The 23,012-nt window shown below is 58.9% G+C and carries 21 protein-coding genes; 12 read left to right on the top strand and 9 right to left on the bottom strand.

Going from position 1 to position 23,012, the window contains the following annotated elements; all coding sequences use genetic code 11:
• Nucleotide 1: 1 nt before the first annotated feature.
• Entirely contained in the window at nt 2–1,000 is a 999-nt protein-coding gene (locus BLT55_RS06165) for a glutathione S-transferase family protein (RefSeq protein ID WP_055000830.1), read from the top strand.
• A 53-nt stretch (nt 1,001–1,053) separates the two neighbouring features.
• Here BLT55_RS06165 and cysG read toward each other — a convergent pair whose 3' ends face one another.
• The 6 genes from cysG to ftsK all read right to left on the bottom strand — a co-directional run bounded on the left by cysG (nt 1,054) and on the right by ftsK (nt 8,565).
• A complete protein-coding gene (gene cysG, locus BLT55_RS06160; RefSeq protein ID WP_054080034.1) occupies nt 1,054–2,448 on the bottom strand; it encodes a siroheme synthase CysG in 1,395 nt (464 codons plus the stop codon).
• On the bottom strand, nt 2,449–3,729 hold the full coding sequence (gene serS / locus BLT55_RS06155; RefSeq protein WP_055000831.1) for a serine--tRNA ligase: 1,281 nt from the start codon (nt 3,727–3,729) through the stop codon (nt 2,449–2,451).
• A gap of 16 nt (nt 3,730–3,745) precedes the next feature.
• Nucleotides 3,746–4,120: a fluoride efflux transporter CrcB gene (gene crcB, locus BLT55_RS06150; RefSeq protein ID WP_054085161.1), complete on the bottom strand. Its 375-nt coding sequence runs from the start codon at nt 4,118–4,120 to the stop codon at nt 3,746–3,748.
• Complete coding sequence (locus BLT55_RS06145) at nt 4,120–5,442, bottom strand: replication-associated recombination protein A (RefSeq protein WP_055000832.1); 1,323 nt, start codon at nt 5,440–5,442, stop codon at nt 4,120–4,122. Before BLT55_RS06145 ends, crcB begins: the two co-directional genes overlap by 1 nt.
• A gap of 18 nt (nt 5,443–5,460) precedes the next feature.
• Entirely contained in the window at nt 5,461–6,084 is a 624-nt protein-coding gene (gene lolA / locus BLT55_RS06140; RefSeq protein WP_007249145.1) for an outer membrane lipoprotein periplasmic chaperone LolA, read from the bottom strand.
• 75 nt (nt 6,085–6,159) lie between these two features.
• Nucleotides 6,160–8,565 (bottom strand): DNA translocase FtsK, encoded by a 2,406-nt coding sequence (gene ftsK, locus BLT55_RS06135; protein ID WP_055000833.1) that lies wholly within the window; start codon nt 8,563–8,565, stop codon nt 6,160–6,162.
• Between the two features lie 467 nt (nt 8,566–9,032).
• On the opposite strand from ftsK, the gene aat reads away from it, so the two are divergent.
• The 3 genes from aat (at nt 9,033) to infA (ending at nt 10,801) form a co-directional block, all read left to right on the top strand.
• Complete coding sequence (gene aat / locus BLT55_RS06125) at nt 9,033–9,722, top strand: leucyl/phenylalanyl-tRNA--protein transferase (RefSeq protein ID WP_055000834.1); 690 nt, start codon at nt 9,033–9,035, stop codon at nt 9,720–9,722.
• A 51-nt stretch (nt 9,723–9,773) separates the two neighbouring features.
• Nucleotides 9,774–10,481: an arginyltransferase gene (locus tag BLT55_RS06120; RefSeq protein ID WP_055000835.1), complete on the top strand. Its 708-nt coding sequence runs from the start codon at nt 9,774–9,776 to the stop codon at nt 10,479–10,481.
• A gap of 101 nt (nt 10,482–10,582) precedes the next feature.
• On the top strand, nt 10,583–10,801 hold the full coding sequence (infA, locus tag BLT55_RS06115) for a translation initiation factor IF-1 (RefSeq protein WP_002553999.1): 219 nt from the start codon (nt 10,583–10,585) through the stop codon (nt 10,799–10,801).
• A 116-nt stretch (nt 10,802–10,917) separates the two neighbouring features.
• Here infA and clpA read toward each other — a convergent pair whose 3' ends face one another.
• Both clpA and clpS read right to left on the bottom strand, forming a co-directional pair.
• Nucleotides 10,918–13,191: an ATP-dependent Clp protease ATP-binding subunit ClpA gene (gene clpA / locus BLT55_RS06110; RefSeq protein ID WP_055000836.1), complete on the bottom strand. Its 2,274-nt coding sequence runs from the start codon at nt 13,189–13,191 to the stop codon at nt 10,918–10,920.
• Between the two features lie 30 nt (nt 13,192–13,221).
• Entirely contained in the window at nt 13,222–13,584 is a 363-nt protein-coding gene (clpS, locus tag BLT55_RS06105) for an ATP-dependent Clp protease adapter ClpS (RefSeq protein WP_055000837.1), read from the bottom strand.
• Between the two features lie 220 nt (nt 13,585–13,804).
• Here clpS and BLT55_RS06100 point away from each other — a divergent pair, with 220 nt between their 5' ends.
• Together BLT55_RS06100 and BLT55_RS06095 are read left to right on the top strand one after the other, a co-directional pair.
• Nucleotides 13,805–14,110: a cold shock domain-containing protein gene (locus BLT55_RS06100; RefSeq protein ID WP_055000838.1), complete on the top strand. Its 306-nt coding sequence runs from the start codon at nt 13,805–13,807 to the stop codon at nt 14,108–14,110.
• A gap of 615 nt (nt 14,111–14,725) precedes the next feature.
• Complete coding sequence (locus tag BLT55_RS06095) at nt 14,726–16,948, top strand: NADP-dependent isocitrate dehydrogenase (protein ID WP_055000839.1); 2,223 nt, start codon at nt 14,726–14,728, stop codon at nt 16,946–16,948.
• Between the two features lie 151 nt (nt 16,949–17,099).
• Here the strand turns inward: BLT55_RS06095 and BLT55_RS06090 are convergent, their stop codons facing one another.
• Complete coding sequence (locus BLT55_RS06090) at nt 17,100–17,981, bottom strand: alpha/beta fold hydrolase (protein ID WP_055000848.1); 882 nt, start codon at nt 17,979–17,981, stop codon at nt 17,100–17,102.
• 1 nt (nt 17,982) lies between these two features.
• On the opposite strand from BLT55_RS06090, the gene BLT55_RS31700 reads away from it, so the two are divergent.
• The 6 genes from BLT55_RS31700 to purB all read left to right on the top strand — a co-directional run bounded on the left by BLT55_RS31700 (nt 17,983) and on the right by purB (nt 23,006).
• Nucleotides 17,983–18,165: a hypothetical protein gene (locus BLT55_RS31700; protein ID WP_139206377.1), complete on the top strand. Its 183-nt coding sequence runs from the start codon at nt 17,983–17,985 to the stop codon at nt 18,163–18,165.
• 114 nt (nt 18,166–18,279) lie between these two features.
• Complete coding sequence (locus tag BLT55_RS06085) at nt 18,280–19,185, top strand: LysR family transcriptional regulator (protein WP_055000840.1); 906 nt, start codon at nt 18,280–18,282, stop codon at nt 19,183–19,185.
• 61 nt (nt 19,186–19,246) lie between these two features.
• Nucleotides 19,247–19,693, top strand: coding sequence for an NUDIX hydrolase (locus BLT55_RS06080; RefSeq protein WP_055000841.1), 447 nt, complete (start codon nt 19,247–19,249; stop codon nt 19,691–19,693).
• 60 nt (nt 19,694–19,753) lie between these two features.
• On the top strand, nt 19,754–20,884 hold the full coding sequence (gene mnmA / locus BLT55_RS06075) for a tRNA 2-thiouridine(34) synthase MnmA (RefSeq protein ID WP_055000842.1): 1,131 nt from the start codon (nt 19,754–19,756) through the stop codon (nt 20,882–20,884).
• Nucleotides 20,884–21,504, top strand: coding sequence for a high frequency lysogenization protein HflD (gene hflD / locus BLT55_RS06070; protein WP_055000843.1), 621 nt, complete (start codon nt 20,884–20,886; stop codon nt 21,502–21,504). Before mnmA ends, hflD begins: the two co-directional genes overlap by 1 nt.
• Nucleotides 21,505–21,635: 131 nt before the next feature.
• Nucleotides 21,636–23,006: an adenylosuccinate lyase gene (gene purB / locus BLT55_RS06065; RefSeq protein WP_055000844.1), complete on the top strand. Its 1,371-nt coding sequence runs from the start codon at nt 21,636–21,638 to the stop codon at nt 23,004–23,006.
• Nucleotides 23,007–23,012: the final 6 nt, after the last annotated feature.

Genomic DNA, 23,012 nt, shown 5'->3' with positions numbered 1-23,012 from the left:
CATGGGCCTTCTGGTCGAAGGACGCTGGCAAGACCAGTGGTACGAAAGCAGCAAAGACGGCGCGTTTCAGCGCGAAAATGCTCAGCGACGTAACTGGGTCACGCGCGACGGGCAAGCAGGGCCGTCCGGTGAAGGCGGCTTTGCGGCTGAAGCCGGTCGCTACCACCTTTACGTGTCACTGGCATGCCCTTGGGCGCATCGCACGCTGATCCTGCGCACACTCAAGGGCCTGAACAGCCTGATCGATGTTTCAGTGGTCAGTTGGCTGATGCTGGAAAACGGCTGGACCTTCGATGAGCATAAAGGCTCCAGCGGCGACGCTCTGGATGGAGTGCAGTTCCTTCACCAGCGCTATACCGCAGATGACCCTGAATACACCGGGCGCGTGACCGTGCCGGTGTTATGGGACAAGCAGCAGCAACGCATTGTCAGCAACGAGTCGGCGGAAATCATCCGCATGTTCAACACTGCATTCGACGGGCTGACCGGCAACACGCTGGATTTCTACCCCCAAGCGTTAAGGCCTACGATTGACGAACTCAATGAGCAGATCTACCCGAACGTCAACAATGGCGTCTACCGGGCAGGTTTCGCGACGTCGCAAGGTGCTTATGAAGAGGCCTTCGACGATGTATTTACCGAGCTGGATGCACTGGAAACGCTGTTAGGCGAGAAGCGCTATCTGACGGGTGAGCACCTGACTGAGGCCGATGTGCGCCTGTTCACCAGCATCGTGCGTTTCGATGCAGTGTATTACAGCCATTTCAAATGCAACCTGCGGCGTATCGCCGACTATCCGAACCTGAGCAACTGGCTGCGCGAACTGTATCAATGGCCGGGCATTGCCGAGACCGTGGACTTCGAGCACATCAAAGGCCACTACTACGGAAGTCACCGCACCATCAACCCGACCGGGATCATTCCCAAGGGGCCTGCGCTGAATCTGCAGGCCACTCACGACCGGGAGCGCCTGTCAGGGAAAGGCATCTGGCAACAGTAACCTGTTAGCCTGCAGCGAGATGGATAGCCCGAACGGGCTATCCGTTTTCAACCTCAGAGCGTTGCCTGTGCGCCTTCGAACCACGCCAGCTTTTCACGCAACTGAACCACTTCACCAATGATTACCAGCGTCGGTGCATGCACCTCGTGCTCGGCAACCAGTTGGGCAAGATTGGCCAGAGTGCCGGTAAACACCCTCTGATTTACCGTCGTGCCCTGCTGGACCAGTGCCGCAGGCGTATCGGCAGAGCGGCCGTGCTTGATCAACTGTTCGCAGATGACCGGCAAACCGATCAGCCCCATGTAAAACACCAGCGTCTGGGCCGGCGCCACCAGGTCGGACCACGGCAGGTCAGTCGTACCGTTTTTCAGGTGCCCCGTGATAAAGCGCACTGACTGCGCGTGATCACGGTGCGTCAGCGGGATGCCCGCGTACGCTGCACAACCGCTGGCCGCGGTAATGCCCGGAACGACCTGAAACGGAATGCCGTGGGCTGCAAGCTCTTCGATTTCCTCGCCACCACGGCCGAAGATAAACGGATCGCCGCCTTTGAGGCGCACCACTCGCTTGCCCTGTTTGGCCAGCGCGACCAGTTGCTGGTTGATCTGCTCCTGAGGAACGGCATGTTCCGCACGCCGTTTGCCGACGTAGACACGCTCGGCATCGCGTCGGCACAGGTCAAGAATCGTCGGCGCAACCAGACGGTCGTACAGCACCACGTCCGCTTGCTGCATCAGGCGCAAGGCACGGAAGGTCAAAAGGTCCGGATCACCAGGACCCGCTCCTACCAGATAGACCTCTCCGGTTTCCGAAGGCGGCTCGCCTGCGATCTTAGCGATCAGCAGACGCTCGGCCTCGGCGCCCTGCCCGGCCAGCTGGCGATCTGCGATCGGCCCCTGGAAAACTTCCTCCCAGAACGCCCTGCGCTGCTGTACGTTCGGAAACAGACCTTTGACCTGGTTGCGAAAACGAGCCGCCAGCCCGGCAAGCTGACCATAAGTGGACGGAATCCAGGTTTCCAGCTTGGCGCGGATCAAGCGCGCCAGCACCGGCGCATCGCCCCCACTGGAGACCGCAATGACCAGCGGCGAGCGGTCGACGATTGCCGGAAAGATCACCGTACACAGCGCTGGCGCATCCACCACGTTGACCGGCACGCAGCGCAGCCGGGCATCATGAGACACCTGCGCGTTGAGTGGCTCGTCATCCGTTGCCGCGATGATCAGCACGCAGCCGTCCAGATCGCTTTCGCTGTAACCGCGCAGAATCATCTCTCCGCCGCTTTGAGCGACCAGCTCGCGTAGCTGGGTTTCGATTTCCGGCGCGACGACGCGCAGCACAGCGCCCGCTTCAGCGATCAGACGCGATTTGCGCAGGGCGATCTCGCCGCCGCCGACCACCAGCACGCGGCTGCCACGCAGGTTATGGAACAGCGGCAGGAATTCCATTTAACCAATGACCTCAAGGCCGCCCATGTACGGCTTGAGCACGTCCGGCACGCGAATCGAACCATCCGCCTGCTGATAGTTTTCCAGCACGGCAACCAGGGTACGGCCGACTGCCAGCCCAGAGCCGTTGAGGGTGTGGACCAGCTCCGGCTTGCCGGTTTCCGGGTTGCGCCAGCGCGCCTGCATACGACGCGCCTGGAAATCGCCGCAGTTGGAGCACGACGAAATTTCCCGGTACTTGTCCTGGCTCGGAATCCACACTTCCAGGTCGTAGGTTTTCACGGCACTGAAACCCATGTCGCCAGTGCACAGCGCCAGCGTGCGATACGGCAGCTCCAGCAATTGCAGAACACGCTCGGCGTTGCCGGTCAGCGATTCGAGAGCGGCCATGGACTCGTCAGGCGCAACGATCTGGACCATCTCGACCTTGTCGAACTGGTGCTGGCGAATCATCCCGCGCGTGTCGCGACCCGACGCACCGGCTTCGCTGCGGAAGCACGGTGTGTGTGCCACGAATTTGAGCGGCAGTTGTTTGGCATCGAGAATTTCGCCCGACACAATGTTGGTCAGCGACACTTCAGCCGTCGGGATCAGGTACAGATCGGCTTCGCCTTCACGCGATATCTTGAACAGGTCTTCCTCGAACTTCGGCAACTGACCCGTGCCTTGCAGCGCAGGTGCCTGCACCAGATAAGGCGTGTAGGTCTCTTCGTAGCCATGCTCGTTGATGTGCAGGTTGATCATGAACTGCGCCAGCGCGCGATGCAGACGCGCAATCGGACCACGCAGCAGCGCGAAACGTGCGCCGGACAGCTTGGCGGCGGTCTCGAAATCCAGCCAGCCGAATTTTTCGCCCAGCGCGACGTGATCCTTGACTTCAAAATCGAACACAGTCGGCGTGCCCCAGCGACGGACTTCGACGTTGCCTTCTTCGTCGGCACCCACCGGGACGGACTCGTGCGGCAGGTTCGGGATGCTCAGCACCAGTGCGTCCAGTTCGGCCTGGATCGCGTCCAGCTCGACCTTGCCTTCGCTCAGTTCGTTACCCATGCGCTCGACGTCGGCCATCAACGGTGCAATGTCTTCGCCGCGCTGTTTGGCCTGGCCGATGGATTTGGATCGGGCATTACGCTCGGCCTGCAACTGCTCGGTGCGGGTCTGCACCACTTTACGCTGAGCTTCCAGCGCTTCAATACGGGCCACATCCAGCGTAAAGCCACGGGAAGCCAGGCGATCCGCTACGTCCTGAAGTTGAGTACGTAACAGTTTGGAATCGAGCATATCGTTCTCTCGTCTATCAAAGTCTGGTCAGGGACAGGCCAACCCAGGTTGCGAGCAGCCCGCCGAATACGCTGATACCTGCATAGCCCAGCGCCAGCGGTAGTTGCCCGCTTTCCAGCAGGCGCAGCGTGTCCAGTGAAAAAGATGAAAAGGTCGTGAGACCCCCTACAAAGCCGACGATCAGTCCGGCACGAATTTCGACGGGCACTTCCGGGCGCAGCAGAAACAGGCCGTACAGCACCCCGATGATCAGGCAGCCAACCAGGTTGACGGCCAGCGTCGCCGCATAGAAATAGCGAGGCCAGTTGGCCGTGACCCATGTACCCGCAGCAAAGCGCAATAATGTACCAGCGATCCCGGCAATCGACACCGCAAGAATAGTTTGAAACATCACTTTCTCCGTTTGCGTGGGCTGGCATGGTCCAGTGCAGTCAAATGCTTGAGTTTTTCACCGATTTTCAATTCCAGACCTCGCGGCACGGGCTGGTAATACTGACGCGGCTCCAGTTCGTCCGGAAAATAGTCCTCGCCTGCGGCGTAGGCTTCCGGCTCGTCGTGGGCGTAACGGTATTCCTCGCCATAACCTAGCTGCTTCATCAGCTTGGTCGGCGCATTGCGCAGGTGCAGCGGTACTTCGAGCGAGCCGTGCTCACCCGCTTCGCGCATCGCCGCCTTGAACGCCATATAGACCGCGTTGCTTTTAGGCGCACAGGCCAGATAGACAATCGCCTGCGCCACCGCCAGCTCGCCTTCGGGGCTGCCCAGTCGCTCCTGCACATCCCAGGCAGACATGCACAACGGCAAGGCACGCGGGTCGGCGTTGCCGATGTCCTCGCTGGCCATGCGCACCACGCGGCGGGCGAGATACAGCGGGTCACAGCCGCCGTCGATCATTCTGGCGAACCAGTAAAGGGATGCATCAGGGTTCGAGCCACGGATGGACTTGTGCAGGGCCGATATCTGGTCGTAGAACGCCTCGCCGCCTTTGTCGAAGCGACGCCGACTGTCACCGAGCAGGCTCTGCAACAATTCGATATCAATCTCGCTACCGTCTTCAGCCAGATCGGAGGCGTTCTCCAGCAGGTTCAGCATGCGGCGACCGTCACCATCGGCAGCAGCCATGAGCATCGCGAAGCCTTCTTCACTCAGTCTCAGCTTGTGCTGACCGAGGCCCTTGTCTTCCGTCAGGGCGCGATTGACCAGCTTGCGCAGGGCTGCTTCATCCAGACTCTTGAGCACATAGACGCGGGCACGCGACAGCAAGGCGTTGTTGAGTTCGAACGAAGGGTTCTCGGTGGTTGCGCCGATGAAGATCAGTGTGCCGTCTTCAACGTATGGCAGGAACGCATCCTGCTGCGACTTGTTGAAACGGTGCACCTCATCGACGAACAGGATCGTGCGTTTGCCGTATTGCCCGGCCTGTTGCTTGGCAACCTCCACCGCCTGGCGAATCTCCTTGACCCCGGCCAGCACCGCAGAAACGGTTTCGAAATGCGCGTCCGAAACCTTGGCCAGCAACCTCGCCAGGGTGGTCTTGCCTACACCCGGCGGGCCCCAGAAAATCATCGAGTGCAACGCGCCCTGTTCCAGCGCCTCGCGCAACGGCTTGCCATGCGCGAGCACATGCTCCTGCCCGACATACTCATCCAGATTGGTGGCACGCAAGCGTGCAGCCAGCGGCTGAGCAATCGGTTCGCGGCTAAACAGGTCCATGGTCAGGATTAAACCCTTTTACTCTTGAATGACATCGGCGCCCTTGGGCACGTCGAACCTGAACTTGCTCGCAGGAATCGGCTCGTTGGCCTTGACCCCGGTGAACAGGATGTTGGTGCGCTGGCCTACGCTGTCGATCAACTGCATATCGTTGATAACACCGTTACGAAACGACAGGCGCAAGCTGTCGAACAGCGTGTCCTTGGTCTTGGGCTTGAGTACGAAATCGATCACGCCGCCGGCTTCTTTCGCCGTGATGTCGAAGCTTTCGCTGATTTTCGAAACATCACCGGACAGCAGCAGCGCCGGTGTCTGGGTCAGGCGCTGATCGAGCTTCTTGATGGTGACCTGCTCCAGGTCCGGGTCCCACAAAGAGACCTTCTTGCCGTCGGACACCATCAACTGTTCCTGCGGGGCGTCGGTGTGCCAGTTGAACAGACCCGGGCGCTGCAAGGCCATCTCGCCCGCTGTTTCCTGTAATTGCGTGCCGCCGCCATCAAGGGTCAGCTGCGAGAAACGTGCAGTCAGTGTCTGGGATTTTTCCAGCAACTGAGTCAGGCGTGCCACGTCCTTGCTGTCGGCGTGGGCGGAGATCACGGAAAAAGTCAGTGCAGTGGCCAATAGCATGCGGATAAGGCGCATGGGATTCCTCATTGTGTCGAAGATGATGCGGCAGCGTGCAAACACGCTGCCGCCGCAAGTCGGGGGTGGTACGACTCAGTCGCGCATAGGGGCTGGCGCGATGACTTCACGCGAGCCGTTGGTGTTCATCGATGTTACGACGCCAGCCATTTCCATCGCCTCGATCATGCGTGCAGCGCGGTTATAACCGATCTTGAGCTTGCGCTGAACGGCAGAGATAGAGGCACGACGGCTTTCGAGCACGAACTTCACGGCTTCATCGTAAAGGGCGTCGCTCTCGCTGTCGTCGCTGCCCTCGCTGCTGCCGCCGTCAAAGCCGCTACCGGCCTCTTCCACGCCGGCAAGAATATCGTCGTTGTATTCCGGAGCGCCACGCAGTTTCCAGGCTTCCACGACGCGATGCACTTCCTCATCGGAAACGAATGCGCCGTGAACACGAATCGGCAGGCTGGTGCCGGGCGGCATGTACAGCATGTCCCCGTGACCCAGCAACTGCTCGGCGCCACCCTGGTCGATGATGGTCCGGGAGTCGATCTTGCTGGATACCTGGAACGCCATTCGCGTAGGGATGTTGGCCTTGATCAGGCCGGTAATCACATCCACCGACGGACGCTGGGTCGCGAGGATCAGGTGGATACCTGCTGCACGGGCCTTCTGCGCGATACGGGCGATGAGTTCTTCGACCTTTTTGCCGACGATCATCATCATGTCGGCAAACTCGTCCACCACCACCACGATCGTCGGCAGCTTGGTCAGTAACGGCGCTTCGTCATGAATGCTTTCGCGCTTGTACAGCGGATCGGCCAATGGCTCGCCAGCGTCCTGAGCATCCTTGACCTTCTGGTTGAAGCCGGAAAGGTTACGCACGCCCATTTTCGCCATCAGCTTGTAACGGCGCTCCATCTCGGCAACGCTCCAGCGCAACGCGTTGGCAGCGTCCTTCATGTCGGTCACGACCGGACACAGTAAATGCGGGATGCCTTCGTAAATCGACAATTCCAGCATTTTCGGGTCGATCATGATCAGTTTGGCGTCTTCCGGACCGGACTTGAACAGGATCGACAGGATCATGGCGTTCACACCTACCGACTTACCGGAACCGGTTGTGCCGGCCACCAGCAAGTGCGGCATTTTCGCCAGATCGGTGATCACCGGTTTGCCACCGATATCGTGGCCCAGCGCCAGGGTGACAGGCGATTTGGCATTGTCGTACTCCGGCGTCGACAGCACTTCGGAGAAGCGCACGATTTGCCGGTCTTCGTTGGGAATCTCGATACCGACGGTGGTCTTGCCGGGGATGACTTCAACCACCCGGACGCTGGTCACCGCCAGCGAGCGCGCAAGGTCCTTGGCCAGGTTGGAAATGCGACTGACCTTGACGCCGGCAGCAGGCTGGATCTCGTAACGGGTAATGACCGGGCCGGGGTGAATGGAATCCACCGACACTTCGACCCCGAACTCCTTGAGCTTGATTTCCAGCAGATGGCCCACTGCGGCCAGCGATTCCGGCGAGTAGTTGAGCTGTTTCTTTTCTGCAGGGTCAAGAATGGAGATCGGCGGCAACGTGCCTTCCACAGCGCTGTCGACGAACAACGGCGCCTGTTTTTCCTTCTGCACACGCTTGCTGGGCTCGGCAGGCTTGGTCGGTGCTGGCGCAATGACTGCAGGCACATGCTTCTCGCGCTCGGTCATGTGCTTGCTCAGCGATACCTCGCGCTCGATCAAGCGCTCTCGGGCCCTGGCCTGCTCACGGCGATCCGGGGCGACGGGCGCCACCACATCGTTGACCCGCATGTCGACCTCGCGCAGTTGCGCAACCATCTGCTTGCGTTCGGCGCGGGCAGTCCACCAACGATTGGCGGCGCCCTGGAACAGCTCGAACAGGTCCAGCGTGATCTTGCCGGTGACGTCCATCACCCTGAACCACGACAAGTCGGTAAACACGGTCAGGCCAAACAGGAACAGCGCGATGAACAGCAAGGTGCTGCCCTGGATATTCAAGGCCTTCTTGGCCAGATCGCCGAGCACTTCACCCAGCACGCCGCCCGCAGAACCGGGAAAGCCAGCCGAAAAATGAAAATGGATATGCGCCAGCGCTGCACCGGCCAGGATCAGGAACACCAGCCCGATCAGACGCCAGGAAAACAGCCAGCCGCTCCACTGCCACGGTTCATGACGATGGCGAAACACCTGCCAGGCCTTGATTGCCAGCAACAGCGGGAATATGTAGGCGAAATACCCCAGCACCATGAACAGAATGTCGGCACAGAACGCACCCGCGCGCCCCGCAGCATTTTGAACTTGCGCGGCATTGCTGCTGGTGTGACTCCAGCCGGGGTCGCTCTGATCGTAGGTCAACAAAGCCATCATCAGATAAAGGCACAGGGCGCCAAAGGCGATCAGGGCCCCTTCCTTGAGCCTGTAGTGCAGTTGCTGTCGCCAGAGCGGAACAGCGCTGGGTGCTGGGGTGGATTTCTTCAAAACGCTTTATTTCCTGCGCTGTAGCGCGAACATCTCGTTGATTGAGCAGAAACGGCTGTCGGACCGCATGGCCTGCTGCCGCATGAAAACGGAAGACAGAGCCTGCAAGACATGCATGACAGACGCTTGAATGATAACGCCCGACGCGAGCATTGTACGGCTTTACGTGCGCCGGGGTCTGTACGAAAACGCGTCAGACCGATCTGCAACCACGGAAATATCAGGCTAGCCTTGGTATTCATCGGTAACGTTCAATTTGAGCATGCATTCCGTTTTGTGACAAAGGCTTATGGTGCGATTTTACCAACTGTCCACACCTCCAGAACTGTCGACCGGACTGTCGTGGCCGCACCCTACCGCAAGCGTGAGGTGCGCGCCATAATGGCAACCGTCTGTGACCACGCTTGCCGCACAGAGTTGCATTCCCGGGCGCCCGGCGCCCTCCCCTTCCGAAAAGTCGTGATGCCATGCTGACCTGGTTACAACGCAACAGCCTCAAGTTTCCGCCCCTGGACAAGGCCCTTCGTGAACCCAACGGGTTACTTGCAGCAGGCGGCGATCTGTCTGCCGATCGCCTGATCCAGGCGTACCGGCACGGCTGCTTCCCGTGGTTTCAGGATGGTCAGCCGATTCTCTGGTGGTCGCCCGACCCGCGCACCGTGCTGTTCCCCGCAGAGCTGCACGTTTCGCGCAGCCTTGCCAAACTCCTGCGTCAGGCACGTTACACGGTGACCTTCGATCAGGACTTCGCTCGTGTGATCGAAGCCTGCGCCGCGCCACGCAGCTACGCTGACGGCACCTGGATCACCGATTCGATGCAGGACGCCTATCTGGAACTGCACCGGCGCGGTCATGCGCACAGTGTCGAGGTCTGGGATCAGGGCGAGCTGGTCGGCGGCCTGTATGGCCTGGCGATGGGCCAGCTGGTCTTTGGGGAATCCATGTTCAGCCGCGCAGACAACGCCTCCAAGTTCGGATTTGCCACATTGGTAGAGCGCCTGACTGCCTGGGGCTTCGTACTGATCGATTGCCAGATGCCCACTCAGCACCTGCACAGCTTCGGCGCCCGCGCGATTCCCCGCGAGGCGTTCGCCGATTATCTCGCACGACATCTGGACCAGCCGACCGATGCCGACTGGTCACCTAGGCGAGTTTGACAGGCTGGCATACACTCAAGGTATGGACTCACCCACAAAAGGGGGGCAACGATGACAGAGCTGGCCAGGCTTAAGTTTTATGCCACCCAACCCCACACGTGCAGTTACCTGCCCGAAGAGCAGGCGACTACGCTGTTTCTCGATCCCAGCCAGCCGATGGACGTTCAAGTCTACGCCGACCTGTCCGACATGGGCTTTCGTCGCAGCGGCGATCATCTTTACCGCCCGCACTGCCAAAATTGCAGTGCCTGCGTGCCTGCGCGCATTCCGGTCAGCCTGTTCGTGCCTGACCGGCAGCAAAAGCGCATCCTGAAGCGCAACGCGGATATTCAGGTCAGCAGCGCCAAACCGGTGTTCACCCAGGAATACTTCGATCTTTATCAGCGCTACATCGAGCAACGCCATGCCGATGGCGATATGTTTCCCCCCAGTCGCGAGCAGTTTTCGACATTTCTGGTACGCGATCTGCCTTTTTCGCGATTCTATGAATTTCGCCTCGAACAGCGCCTGCTGGCGGTAGCCGTGACCGATCTATTGCCGAACGGCCTTTCGGCGGTTTACACCTTCTACGAACCTGACGAAGAGCGCCGCAGTCTGGGCCGCTACGCCATTCTGTGGCAAATCGCCGAGGCCGCGCGGCTTCAGTTGCAAGCGGTCTATCTGGGTTACTGGATAAAGAACTGCAAAAAGATGAATTACAAGACTCAATATCGCCCTATCGAACTGCTCACCAATCAAAGATGGGTCACTCTGTACTGAACCCCTTGGCTTAACTATGTTTTTTCGGGCACAATGCACGCCGCTTTTGCCTGGCGCCACTTGCACCGGGCCACTCATTTGTATACCGAGGGCTTTACTGCATGTCGAAAGAAGACAGCTTCGAAATGGAAGGCACTGTCGTCGACACCCTGCCCAACACCATGTTTCGTGTGGAGTTGGAAAACGGGCACGTCGTAACCGCGCATATCTCCGGCAAGATGCGCAAGAATTACATCCGTATTCTGACCGGCGACAAAGTGCGCGTAGAACTGACGCCCTATGACCTGAGCAAAGGGCGCATCACCTACCGCGCTCGTTAATCGGTCATTGACGAAAACGCCCGGCATAAGCCGGGCGTTTTTGTTTGCGTGTTTTAACAGCCGTTGCTGCCGACCTGCCCCGCATCGATCAACAGCGCGGGGCAAGGTTTGCGGCGTCAGGCCATTTCTGCTGTGGTCTCGAAATCAAAGGTGATCTCACCATCTCTGATGTCGATATGCACAACGCCGCCGTGCTCGGACAACTCGCCGAACAGGATCTCTTCCGCCAACGGACGCTTGATCTTGTCCTGAATCAGGCGCGCCATCGGCCTGGCACCCATCGCCGCGTCGTAACCGCCCTGCGCCAGCCAGCTTCTCGCTGCCTCGGACACTTCGAGCAATACGCGCTTGTCTTCCAGCTGGGCCTGAAGCTCGGTGAGGAACTTGTCGACCACACTCTTGATGACTTCGTGGCTGAGACGGCCAAACTGGATGATGGTGTCCAGACGGTTGCGGAACTCCGGTGTGAAGCTCTTCTTGATGACTTCCATCGCGTCAGACGAGTGGTCCTGATGCGTGAAGCCTATCGAAGCCCGCGCGGCCGACTCGGCACCGGCGTTGGTAGTCATGATCACGATCACATTGCGGAAGTCCGCCTTGCGCCCGTTGTTGTCGGTGAGCGTACCGTGGTCCATCACCTGCAACAGCAGGTTGAAGACTTCCGGATGCGCCTTCTCGATTTCGTCGAGCAGCAGCACGCAATGCGGCTGGCGAGTGATGGCCTCTGTCAGCAAGCCGCCCTGATCGAAACCGACGTAGCCCGGAGGCGCGCCAATCAGACGGGACACAGTGTGCCGTTCCATGTATTCCGACATGTCGAAACGTATAAGCTCGACACCCAGCGCCTTAGCCAACTGGCGAGCCGCTTCCGTCTTGCCGACACCCGTAGGACCGGCAAACAGGAACGAACCGACCGGCTTGTCAGGCGATTTAAGGCCTGCACGCGACAGCTTGATCGCAGTCGACAGCGAATCGATCGCCGCATCCTGACCAAACACGGTGAGCTTGAGATCACGCTCCAGATTACGCAGCAGCTCCTTGTCGGAACTGTTGACGTGTTTTGGCGGAACACGCGCGATCTTGGCGACGATATCCTCGACCTGCGGCACGTCAATACGCTTGACGCGCTTCTCGACCGGTTGCAGGCGCTGGTAGGCACCTGCCTCGTCGATCACGTCAATCGCCTTGTCAGGCATGTGACGATCATTGATGTAGCGCGAGGCCAGTTCTGCCGCCGCGCGCAAGGCTTCATCACTGTACTCGATGCTGTGATGCTGCTCGAAACGGCTTTTCAGACCACGCAGGATGCCAATCGTGTCTTCAACCGACGGTTCGGACACATCGACTTTCTGAAAACGTCGCGCCAGGGCGCGATCCTTCTCGAAAATCCCGCGAAACTCCTGGAACGTGGTCGAACCGATGCAGCGAATATCACCGGAAGACAGCAACGGTTTGAGCAGGTTCGACGCATCCATAACGCCACCGGAAGCCGCACCCGCTCCAATGATGGTGTGAATCTCGTCGATGAACAGGATCGCCTGTGGCCGCTTGCGCAGTTCATTGAGCAACGCTTTGAAGCGCTTCTCGAAATCGCCACGGTATTTCGTCCCGGCCAGCAACGCGCCCAGATCGAGCGAATAGACGACGCTGTTAGCCAGCAGATCAGGGACCTGGTTGTCGACAATGCGCTTGGCCAGACCTTCGGCGATGGCCGTTTTACCGACCCCGGCCTCGCCCACCAGCAGCGGGTTGTTCTTGCGACGACGAGCCAGAATCTGCGCGACGCGTTCGACTTCGACTTCGCGACCGACCAACGGATCAATGCGTCCCTGACGCGCCAATTCGTTCAGATTGCTGGCATAGGCATCCAGAGGATTGCCTGAGGAAGATGCTTCACCGCCCTCGTCGTCCTGCATATCTTGCTCACCTTCAGAAGAGTGTTCGCCGTGCCCTGGAACCTTGGAGATACCATGGGCGATGTAATTGACGACATCGATCCGGGCCACACTCTGCTGTTTGAGCAGAAATACGGCCTGGCTTTCCTGCTCACTGAAAATCGCAACCAGCACATTGGCGCCCGTGACTTCGCGCTTGCCGGAGCTTTGTACATGGAAGACTGCGCGTTGCAGCACGCGCTGGAAGCCCAGCGTCGGCTGAGTCTCGCGATCCTCGTCGTGGACGGGAATCAACGGAGTGGTGGAGTCGATAAACTCCTGCAGATCATGCTTGAGTTTATCGAGGTTTGCGCCGCAGGCACGCAGGACAGTGGCTGCAGCCTCGTTATCCAATAGAGCCAGCAGGAGATGCTCGACCGTCATGAACTCATGACGCTTCGAACGTGCCTCCTTGAAGGCAAGATTGAGGGTGACTTCGAGCTCACGGTTTAACATAGCTTCACCTCATACCCAAGTGGTCGGCGTTTAACCGTCCTTCTCGATCTCACAGAGTAGCGGATGCTGGCTCTCCCTGGCGTATTGATTGACCTGCATTGCCTTGGTCTCGGCGATGTCGCGGGTAAACAATCCGCAGACTGCCCGTCCCTCTGTATGGACGGCCAGCATGACTTTGGTGGCCAGCTCACGATTCAGGTTAAAAAACACCTCGAGTACTTCTACGACAAAATCCATCGGGGTGTAGTCATCATTGAACAAAACCACCTTGTAAATCGGTGGCGCCTGCAGGGTCGGTTTGGCGTCCTGCACCGCGATGCCTGCCGAGTCGTCCTCGTGTGACTGCGGACCATCCTGATTGAATGTTAGTCGAATCTTGCTGAATGCATGCATGGAAAGAAACGTTCGTGTGAGGGCGGATTGAGCGACTAGTCACAGTCTGGCCGGTTTTCAAATGGAATGCCGCATGACCTTGACTATCAGCTAAACGGTGTTACAAACAATAGAGCCCACATTGGGTAAAAAGGGTCCGCGCAGTCAACCTAAATTTTTTGGGTCGGCGGATTGAAGTGGATAATACTCCTGAGGGAGTCCTTTGCAGAGGGAGATTGTGATGAAGGAAGGAAAAGTCAAGTGGTTCAACAATGCAAAAGGGTATGGATTCATAAACGCGAAGGTTAACGGCAAAAACCCGGAGAAGGACGAATACGGTGGTGACGACCTTTTAGTTCATTTTTCGACCATCGAGATGGACGGCTATAAAACCGTCAAAGCGGGCCAAAAGGTCAGCTTTGACATCATTGAAGGCCCGAAAGGCCAACATGCGGTCAACATCAGGGCAGTAAAAGACGATCAGGAAAGTCCGGCAAAGGATACGCAGACCGCACGTCAGCAGGAACGCATTCCTGTCGACATCTGATGCCAGATGTTTGTAGCAAAAAATTGTTGATACGGGATATTTCACGCTAACTGAATCGCCAGGCATGCAATGAGCTTGTGTCGGCCCTTGAAGAAACTGCAGCTCGGTTTCCTCGTACCGCCACGACTCCCCAGGGTATCGAATTAGCGGTTATTGCACCGCTGATGCCCCGACTCCAAAACACCTGAGTCGGCAGCCATTCTTCGAGCTGTGCAACAGAATACTCTCCCCTGCGTCTATGAAGACCTGCCCGCTACTGCGCCCATTCGCCCCTCGCGCCTGCCTGTTCAAACGCCTGGTCCATCGGCTGCTCGTTCGACCAACGGCGGATATTCATTTTTCGATAGCTCGCATAGCATTTATGCGTGGTGCCAATGGTTTGATATACTCGCCCCGTGACCGCAGAGTCATCAAGGCCGACCCGTCTCTATTCTGACCCTCGGCCTTCCTTATGCGTCGGGTCGCAACCTGACCCGACAGCTTGACGCTCGACTGATGCACCCAACATCACCGCGAATAAACCTCGACCTGGCTCATGGCCGAACCGTGGGCAAACGCGCACAGACTGCGCGTATCGAGATTTTGTGCATGCTCAGCAAAAGAGAGTTAATACGAATGTCCAACCGCTCGAAGATCATCTACACCTTCACCGACGAAGCTCCGGCCCTCGCCACCTACTCCCTGTTGCCTATTATCGAAGCGTTCACGGCAACCTCCGATATCGACGTGGAAACACGCGACATTTCTCTGGCGGGCCGTGTTCTTTCCAGCTTCCTGGAGTCGCTTGCTGATAAAAAAGTGCCGGATCATCTCGCCGAGCTGGGCAAGCTGGCCACCACGCCAGAAGCCAACATCATCAAGCTGCCGAACATCAGTGCCTCGGTCCCGCAATTGAAGGCGACCATCAAGGAGCTTCAGAATCAGGGCTACAACATTCCTGACTACCCTGAGAACCCTGCCACCGACGCGGAAAAAGAAACCCGCGCACGTTACGACAAGACCAAGGGCAGCGCCGTAAACCCGGTTCTGCGTGAAGGCAACTCCGACCGCCGCGCACCTTTGTCGGTCAAGAACTACGCACGCAAGCACCCGCACAAGATGGGTGCCTGGTCAGCCGATTCCAAAGCCCACGTTGCGCACATGAGCAACGGTGACTTCTACGGCAGCGAAAAAGCCACTCAGATCGAAGCCGACAACACCGTCAAGATCGAACTGGTCGCTCAGGATGGCACCACCACCGTCCTCAAAGAAAAAACCGCCGTCAAGGCTGGCGAAGTCGTCGATTGCTCGGTCATGAGCGCCAAGGCGCTGCGCAGCTTCATCGCCGCTGAAATCGAAGACGCCCGCAAGCAAGGCGTGCTGTTTTCGGTGCATCTGAAAGCAACCATGATGAAGATCTCCGATCCGATCATGTTCGGCCAGATCGTCGACGAGTTCTACAAGGACGCATTGACCAAGCACGCTGACACGCTGAAACAGATCGGCTTCAGCCTGAACAACGGCATCGGCGACCTGTACGAGCGCATCGGCGTTCTGCCAGCGGAAAAGCAGGCTGAAATCAAGGCTGATATAGAAGCGGTTTATGCGGTCCGTCCACAGTTGGCGATGGTCAACTCCGACAAGGGCATCACCAACCTGCACGTGCCGAGCGACGTGATCGTCGACGCATCGATGCCGGCCATGATCCGTGACTCCGGCAAGATGTGGGGCACAGACGGTCAGTTGCACGATGCCAAAGCGGTGATCCCGGATCGCTGCTACGCCACTATCTATCAAGCTGTCATCGACGACTGCAAGAAAAACGGCGCCTTCGATCCGACCACCATGGGCAGCGTGCCAAATGTTGGCCTGATGGCGCAGAAAGCCGAAGAGTACGGTTCGCACGACAAGACTTTTCACATCCAGACCAATGGTGTGGTTCGCGTCACCGACAGCCAGGGCAAGCTGCTCATGGAGCAGAATGTCGAAACAGGCGACATCTGGCGCATGTGTCAGGCCAAGGACGCACCGATCCAGGATTGGGTAAAACTGGCTGTCAACCGCGCTCGCGCCAGCAACACACCCGCGATTTTCTGGCTGGATTCGTCCCGCGCTCATGACCGCGTGATGATCGAGAAAGTGCAGAAGTACCTGGGCGACCATGACACTTCAGGTCTGGACATCCAGATCCTGTCGCCGGTCGAAGCGATGAAACTGACCCTGGAGCGTACTCGTGCCGGCAAGGACACCATCTCGGTGACCGGCAACGTGCTGCGCGATTACCTCACCGACCTGTTCCCGATCATGGAACTGGGCACCAGTGCGAAGATGCTGTCGATCGTCCCGCTGATGAACGGTGGCGGCCTGTTCGAAACCGGCGCTGGCGGTTCGGCACCAAAGCACGTTCAGCAGTTCGTCGAAGAGAACTTCCTGCGCTGGGACTCTCTGGGCGAATTCCTGGCTCTGGCAGCTTCGCTGGAACACCTGGGCAACGCGTACAACAACCCGAAAGCGCTGGTGCTTTCCAAGACCCTCGACCAGGCGACTGGCGAGTTTCTGGATCGCAACAAATCGCCATCGCGCAAGGTCGGCGGCATCGACAACCGTGGCAGCCACTTCTACCTGACCCTGTTCTGGGCACAGGCACTGGCCTCTCAGGACGAAGACGCAGCCCTCAAGGCGCAGTTCGCGCCTTTGGCCAAAACCCTGACCGACAACGAAGAAAAAATTGTTGCCGAGCTGAACGCTGTTCAGGGCAAGCCGGTGGACATCGGTGGCTACTACTTCCCTAACCCGGAAGTAACCAGCAAAGCCATGCGCCCAAGCGCAACATTCAACGCAGCCATCGCCGCGTTGTAAGCAGCAAACCGGCGCAGCGCTTTTTATAAAGCACTGCCTCGAAAAAATCCCCGGCCTGGTGCCGGGGATTTTTATTTGCGTAGAACCTGCAAGCAACAGGCGTGACTTCAGACGCCTGGCCAATAATCCATGAAACACATGATTCGGTCCGTTAACCCTTAAGCGTACGTGACAGAAAATCGCGGATGTACTCGGCGATTTCCGGCGCATGTGTTTCCAGCGCGAAGTGTCCAGCATCCAGAAGATGCACTTCAGCTTTCGGGACGTCCTTGCGAAAGGCTTCCGCGCCCGGCGGTATGAACGCAGGATCGTGCTTGCCCCAGACCGCCAGCAACGCGGGCTGATACGTGCGCAAGTAAGCCTGGAACGACGGATACGCCGCCACATTGCTTCGGTAATCGAGAATCAGGTCCAGCTGGATTTCCTCTGCACCGGGCCGCGACATGTACAGAATGTCCAGGTTGTAGCCATCCGGCGAAAGCTTTTCAGGATCGGCGCCCGTCCCGTACTGCCAGTCGCGAATGGTTTGCGGCGACAACGAAGCGCGACACGCCTCGCGATTGGCCGCTGAGGGCTCGCGCCAATAGGCCTGCCATGGCCCCCACTGATCACTGAAGCCTTCCAGGTAAGCGTTGCCGTTCTGGCTGATAATCGCTGTCACCTTGTCCGGGTTGGCTGCTGCAAGCCGAAAGCCGACCGGTGAGCCGTAGTCGAAGACGTACAACGCGTACGTGTTCAGCCCCAATGCCTCGGTAAATCCTTCGATCACGGTGTAGAGATTGTCGAAGGTGTAATCGAACTGTCCGCGTGGCGGCGCTTTGGTGTTACCGAAACCGGGCAGATCCGGGGCGATCAGGCGGTACTGCGTCGCCAGCAACGGCATCAGCGTGCGAAACATGTGGCTGGAGCTCGGAAAACCATGCAGCAGCAAGAGCACTGGCGCATCCTTGGGGCCGACTTCGCGATAGAAGACGTCCACTTCACCCACTTTCCGGCTGTGAAACGTGACGCGAAAGGCATCGTCAACAGGCATCGTGTTTCCCCTGATCAAAGTTTTGTTTCCGGAAGACGCAGCGCTCGCCAGCGACGCACCGAGCGCCGAGGCCGCGCCTAATGCAGACGCCTGTAAAACCTTGCGCCGACTGACGCCAGCCACGGCGTATTCGGCGCTGGCTGGATCGAAGTTGTTCATAGCAGAACCCGACTGGATGAATTGACCGCCATCCTAGTTGTTGCGCAAATCAGGCAGAATCACCATAAAAATCAATTCACCCTTTCAATATCTGAAATACTGGCGCAAATCAGACAGCGCAAGAGCGTGCAGGCGAGGCATGGACCGTATTCAGGAAATGACCCTTTTTGCCAGCCTGGCCGAACACACCAGTTTCGCCGCCGTGGCTCGCCAGTCAGGCCTGTCGACCGCCACGGTGACTCGGGCAGTCTCAAGCCTGGAGAGCCGCCTGGGAATCCTGCTGGTCGTGCGCACCACCCGTAACATGCGGCTCACCGAGGCCGGCCAACGGTTCGCCGTCGATTGCCGTCGACTGCTTGGCGATCTCGCCGAGGCTGAAAACGCAGCCGGCGGCCTGCACGCGCTTCCATCCGGCTCGTTGACGGTCACCGCCCCGCAGATGTTCGGCGCGCTGCATGTCGTGCCGGTATTGACGAGCTTTCTCGACCAACACCCCTCTGTCGACGTCCGCGCCATACTCGTGGACCGAGTCGTGTCCATGCTCGACGAAGGGATCGACGTAGCCGTCAGGATCGGCACCCTGCCCGACTCGTCCCTTATTGCGATCCCGACCGGCAGCGTGCGGCGCATGGTCTGCGCGTCTCCCGCCTATCTGGCGAAGCACGGCGTCCCGCAGCATCCTGATGACCTGCGACGCCATTCGACCATCTCGACCACCGCCTTTGAACGTCCGCCCCATTGGCTATTCCGGATCGCCAACGAGGATTATTCAGTGGACGTGGGCTCCCGACTCAGCCTGACCTCCTATCAGGCGGCCATTGGCGCGGCGTTACAGGGCTGGGGGCTGACTCAGGTGCCGTTTTACCAGATACGCGAGCATTTGCAGGACGGCAGGCTTGAATCCGTACTGGACGCTTTCGAAATCACGCCGGAGCCGGTGCACGTTGTTTACCTGGAAGGCCGCCGCGGCTCCTCGAAGGTGCGCGCATTTGTCGACTTCTGCGTCAGCGCCCTGAGGCACGATCTGCATTTCGCGCAAAAATAGCGTGCAACGCTGTCCGTACTGTCTGTTACGGTTGACTGAATTTACCCAAGAGCCCCTTTCCATGACTTGGCAAGCCCACGTTACCGTCGCGACCATTGTCGAAGATCAGGGCCGCTTTCTTTTCGTTGAAGAAATGAAAGGTGGTCGCAGCGTACTCAATCAACCGGCCGGGCATCTCGACCCGAACGAAAGCCTGCAGCACGCCGCCGTTCGGGAAACCCTTGAAGAAACCGGCTGGGACGTCGAACTGACCAGCGTGACAGGTATTTATCTGTACACAGCGCCCAGCAATGGCGTGACTTACCAGCGCATCTGCTTCGCCGCCAAGGCCCTGCGCCACAACCCGGACTACGTGCTGGATGACGGCATCGTCGGCCCGGTCTGGCTGACCCGCGACGAACTGCTGGCCGAACAGACGCGCTGGCGTAGCGAACTGGTCTTGCGCTGCTTGGACGATTACCTGAATGCCGAACATTTCAGTCTTGACCTGCTGCGCGACAAGGCGTGAGACTCGACGCCTCCAGCCTGTTAGAATCGCGTCCTTTTACAGGTCAGCCGTTGAATCCCCATGCGTGATCCAGCCCCCTCGAACTCAGCAATGAAGCGCGTCATAGTCGGCATGTCCGGCGGCGTGGACTCTTCCGTTTCCGCCGTACTGCTCATGGAGCAGGGTTATCAGGTGGAAGGCTTGTTCATGAAGAACTGGGAAGAAGACGACGGAACGGAATACTGCACGGCACGCGAAGACCTGGCAGATGCCCAGGCGGTGTGCGACAAGATCGGCATCAAGCTGCACACCGCCAACTTCGCAGCCGAGTACTGGGACAACGTGTTCGAACATTTCCTCGAAGAGTACAAAGCCGGCCGCACTCCAAACCCGGACATCCTTTGCAACCGGGAAATCAAGTTCAAGGCCTTCCTCGATTACGCCCTGATGCTGGGCGCCGACCTGATTGCCACCGGCCATTACGTGCGCCGTCGTGATACCGATGGGCGCACCGAACTGCTCAAGGGCCTGGACCCGAACAAGGACCAGAGCTACTTCCTGCATGCGGTGGGCGGCGAGCAGATCGCCCGCACGTTGTTCCCGGTCGGCGAGCTGGAAAAGCCGCAAGTGCGCGCGATTGCTGAGAAGCACGGCCTGGCGACAGCCAAAAAGAAGGACTCCACCGGCATCTGCTTCATTGGCGAGCGGCGTTTCACTGACTTCCTGCGCCAGTACCTGCCGGCCCAGCCCGGTGAGATCAAAACGACTGAAGGTGAAGTCATCGGTCGCCATAGCGGCCTGATGTATCACACCATTGGCCAGCGTCAGGGCCTAGGAATTGGCGGCCTCAAGGACGCCAGCGACGATCCGTGGTACGTGCTGGTCAAAGACCTGCAAAACAACGAGCTGATCGTCGGCCAGGGCAATGACCATCCGTGGCTGTTCTCCAGCGCGCTGGTCAGTTCGGAAATCTATTGGGTCAACCCGATCGATCTGAGCAGCCCGCGCAGGCTGACCGCCAAGGTCCGTTACCGCCAAAGCGACCAGCCCTGCACGCTGGAAAAAACCGCTGATGGCTACCGGGCCACATTTGATGACCCGCAACGCGCGGTCACACCCGGCCAGTCGGTCGTGTTCTACGATGGCGAAATCTGTCTGGGCGGCGGCGTAATTGAAGTTGCCGAACCCTGGACCAGCAAGGACAAGCGTTGATGACCCCGATTCAGGAACAACTGATCGCTCTGGGTGCAGTATTCCAGGCCGCCGTGCTGGTCGACCGGATCGCCAAGACCGGGCAGATCAGCGAGGTAGCGCTGAGCTGCATGCTGGGCAGCGTGCTGGTGGTTGACCCCAAGGATACGCTGGACGTCTACGGCGGCGACGACCTCAACCTGCACGAGGGCTATCGCGCCATGGCCAGCGCTCTGGAACGCGATCCGGCCACGCTGCAACGCGAACCGCTACGCTATGCTCTGTCGATGCTTGCCCTCGAGCGCCAACTGGCAAAGCGCGATGACATGCTTGAAATCATCGGCAAACGCATTCCGGTCATTCAGTCTCAGGTCGAACATTTCGGCGTGGCACACGAAAACGTGATTGCCGCCACCGGTGCCCTGTATCAGGACACGCTCAGCACTCTGCGCCAGCGCATTCAGGTGCAAGGCGACATGCGTAACCTGCAGCAACCCAACAACGCGTCGAAGATCCGCGCCATCCTGCTGGCAGGTATCCGCTCGGCGCGACTGTGGCGACAAGTTGGCGGGCATCGCTGGCAACTGGTATTCAGCCGTCGCAAGTTATTGAAAGAACTGTATCCATTGCTGCACGGCTGATCCGCCACGCCGCAATGTTCCTCACCACCACAGGCACGGCGCTGTCTACGCTGGTAGGCGGGCTCCGGTCCGGCCGACTTTTCATGTATGATACGCGCCCCTTTTCGTGCCCGACTGTCCGAGAGCATCCCATGCAGCTTTCTTCGCTCACCGCGGTTTCCCCTGTTGATGGCCGCTACGCCGGCAAAACCCAGGCCTTGCGCCCTATTTTCAGCGAATACGGCCTGATCCGTTTTCGCGTGATGGTCGAAGTCCGCTGGCTCCAGCGTCTCGCGGCGCACCCGCAGATCACTGAAGTCCCGGCGTTCTCCGCGCAGGCCAACGCCATCCTCGACACCCTGGCTGAAGACTTCTCCGTGGAGCATGCCGAGCGCGTCAAGGAAATCGAGCGCACCACCAACCACGACGTCAAGGCCGTGGAGTACCTGCTCAAGGAACAGGCTGCCAAATTGCCTGAACTGGACAAGGTCAGCGAGTTCATCCACTTCGCCTGCACCAGTGAGGACATCAACAACCTGTCCCACGCCCTGATGTTGCGTGAAGGTCGCGACACCGTGATGCTGCCGCTGATGCGTCAGATCGCCGACGCCATTCGCGAGCTGGCGATTCGTTTTGCCGACGTGCCGATGCTGTCGCGCACCCACGGCCAGCCAGCCTCCCCGACCACGCTGGGCAAGGAACTGGCAAACGTCGTTTACCGCCTGGAACGTCAGATCAGCCAGGTCGCTGCTGTGCCATTGCTGGGCAAGATCAACGGCGCGGTCGGCAACTACAACGCGCACCTTTCCGCGTATGCCGATATCGACTGGGAAGCCAACGCCCGCGCGTTCATCGAAGACGAGCTGGGTCTGGGCTTCAACCCTTACACCACGCAGATCGAACCGCACGACTACATTGCCGAGCTGTTCGACGCCGTGGCGCGCTTCAATACCATTCTGATCGACTTCGACCGCGATATCTGGGGCTACATTTCCCTGGGCTATTTCAAACAGCGCACCATCGCGGGCGAAATCGGCTCGTCGACCATGCCGCACAAGGTCAACCCGATCGACTTCGAAAACTCTGAAGGCAATCTGGGCATCGCCAACGCACTGTTCCAGCACCTGGCCAGCAAACTGCCGGTCTCCCGCTGGCAGCGCGACCTGACTGACTCCACCGTGCTGCGCAACCTGGGCGTCGGCTTCGCTCACAGCGTCATCGCCTACGAGGCAAGCCTCAAGGGCATCAGCAAGCTGGAACTGAACGAGCAACGCATCGCCGCCGACCTGGACGCCTGCTGGGAAGTACTGGCCGAGCCGATCCAGACCGTGATGCGCCGTTACAACATTGAAAACCCGTATGAAAAACTGAAAGAGTTGACACGCGGCAAGGGCATCAGCCCGGAAGCGCTGCAGACTTTCATCGACGGACTGGAGATGCCTGCTGAAGCGAAAGCTGAACTGAAGAAGCTTACGCCTGCCAATTACATCGGCAACGCGGCCGCTCAAGCCAAGCGCATCTGACACGCA

It is taken from the genome of Pseudomonas cannabina (assembly GCF_900100365.1).
Taxonomy (GTDB): domain Bacteria; phylum Pseudomonadota; class Gammaproteobacteria; order Pseudomonadales; family Pseudomonadaceae; genus Aquipseudomonas; species Aquipseudomonas cannabina.
Note: the sequence above shows the minus strand (reverse complement) of the source record. Positions and strands in the feature narration are given on the sequence as shown.

What these genes read in the sequence shown, in the direction of transcription:
- BLT55_RS06100 (WP_055000838.1), top strand. Translation starts at nt 13,805, where the DNA reads ATGAAGGAAGGAAAAGTCAAGTGGTTCAACAATGCAAAAGGGTATGGA.
- infA (WP_002553999.1), top strand. Translation starts at nt 10,583, where the DNA reads ATGTCGAAAGAAGACAGCTTCGAAATGGAAGGCACTGTCGTCGACACC.
- serS (WP_055000831.1), bottom strand. Translation starts at nt 3,729, where the DNA reads ATGCTCGATTCCAAACTGTTACGTACTCAACTTCAGGACGTAGCGGAT.
- clpS (WP_055000837.1), bottom strand. Translation starts at nt 13,584, where the DNA reads ATGCATGCATTCAGCAAGATTCGACTAACATTCAATCAGGATGGTCCG.
- BLT55_RS06095 (WP_055000839.1), top strand. Translation starts at nt 14,726, where the DNA reads ATGTCCAACCGCTCGAAGATCATCTACACCTTCACCGACGAAGCTCCG.
- mnmA (WP_055000842.1), top strand. Translation starts at nt 19,754, where the DNA reads ATGCGTGATCCAGCCCCCTCGAACTCAGCAATGAAGCGCGTCATAGTC.
- crcB (WP_054085161.1), bottom strand. Translation starts at nt 4,120, where the DNA reads ATGTTTCAAACTATTCTTGCGGTGTCGATTGCCGGGATCGCTGGTACA.
- BLT55_RS06165 (WP_055000830.1), top strand. Translation starts at nt 2, where the DNA reads ATGGGCCTTCTGGTCGAAGGACGCTGGCAAGACCAGTGGTACGAAAGC.
- lolA (WP_007249145.1), bottom strand. Translation starts at nt 6,084, where the DNA reads ATGCGCCTTATCCGCATGCTATTGGCCACTGCACTGACTTTTTCCGTG.
- BLT55_RS06080 (WP_055000841.1), top strand. Translation starts at nt 19,247, where the DNA reads ATGACTTGGCAAGCCCACGTTACCGTCGCGACCATTGTCGAAGATCAG.
- BLT55_RS06120 (WP_055000835.1), top strand. Translation starts at nt 9,774, where the DNA reads ATGACAGAGCTGGCCAGGCTTAAGTTTTATGCCACCCAACCCCACACG.
- purB (WP_055000844.1), top strand. Translation starts at nt 21,636, where the DNA reads ATGCAGCTTTCTTCGCTCACCGCGGTTTCCCCTGTTGATGGCCGCTAC.
- BLT55_RS06145 (WP_055000832.1), bottom strand. Translation starts at nt 5,442, where the DNA reads ATGGACCTGTTTAGCCGCGAACCGATTGCTCAGCCGCTGGCTGCACGC.
- clpA (WP_055000836.1), bottom strand. Translation starts at nt 13,191, where the DNA reads ATGTTAAACCGTGAGCTCGAAGTCACCCTCAATCTTGCCTTCAAGGAG.
- aat (WP_055000834.1), top strand. Translation starts at nt 9,033, where the DNA reads ATGCTGACCTGGTTACAACGCAACAGCCTCAAGTTTCCGCCCCTGGAC.
- hflD (WP_055000843.1), top strand. Translation starts at nt 20,884, where the DNA reads ATGACCCCGATTCAGGAACAACTGATCGCTCTGGGTGCAGTATTCCAG.
- cysG (WP_054080034.1), bottom strand. Translation starts at nt 2,448, where the DNA reads ATGGAATTCCTGCCGCTGTTCCATAACCTGCGTGGCAGCCGCGTGCTG.
- BLT55_RS06090 (WP_055000848.1), bottom strand. Translation starts at nt 17,981, where the DNA reads ATGCCTGTTGACGATGCCTTTCGCGTCACGTTTCACAGCCGGAAAGTG.
- BLT55_RS06085 (WP_055000840.1), top strand. Translation starts at nt 18,280, where the DNA reads ATGGACCGTATTCAGGAAATGACCCTTTTTGCCAGCCTGGCCGAACAC.